Source organism: Methylorubrum sp. POS3 (assembly GCF_043352485.1).
GTDB classification, from domain to species: Bacteria; Pseudomonadota; Alphaproteobacteria; order Rhizobiales; family Beijerinckiaceae; genus Methylobacterium; species Methylobacterium suomiense.
In genome coordinates this window covers 1-277 of record NZ_JAPRBT010000028.1, presented here as the reverse complement: position 1 = coordinate 277, position 277 = coordinate 1, and the positions used below count along the sequence as shown (strand labels likewise).

General features: G+C 69.3%; 1 pseudogene. It reads right to left on the bottom strand.

Annotated features, from left to right (window positions below):
- Positions 1-136: pseudogene (locus OWC43_RS23370) on the bottom strand (tail assembly protein); the annotation flags it as partial.
- Positions 137-277: the final 141 nt, after the last annotated feature.

Genomic DNA, 277 nt, shown 5'->3' with positions numbered 1-277 from the left:
GCTCGATCGCCTGGCGGAAGCCCGGCAGCTGGCAACCCAATGCGCGCACGGCTTCCGCCAGCGAGCGGACCGCGAGGCGGAAGCTCGGGCCGAACTGCTCGGCCATGCCGCCGTAGAGGTGCACCGTCCTAAGCATCGGGCTTCCATGCGTCAGCATTAGGCCTCCAGGCGTCGGGCAGGTCACGGTGGCGCACGAAGAAGCGCAGCTTCGACCGCCACACGCTCGCGGGCTGGCGCAGCGACAGCTGGTGCATGAGGTGATGCCCGATCAGCCCGT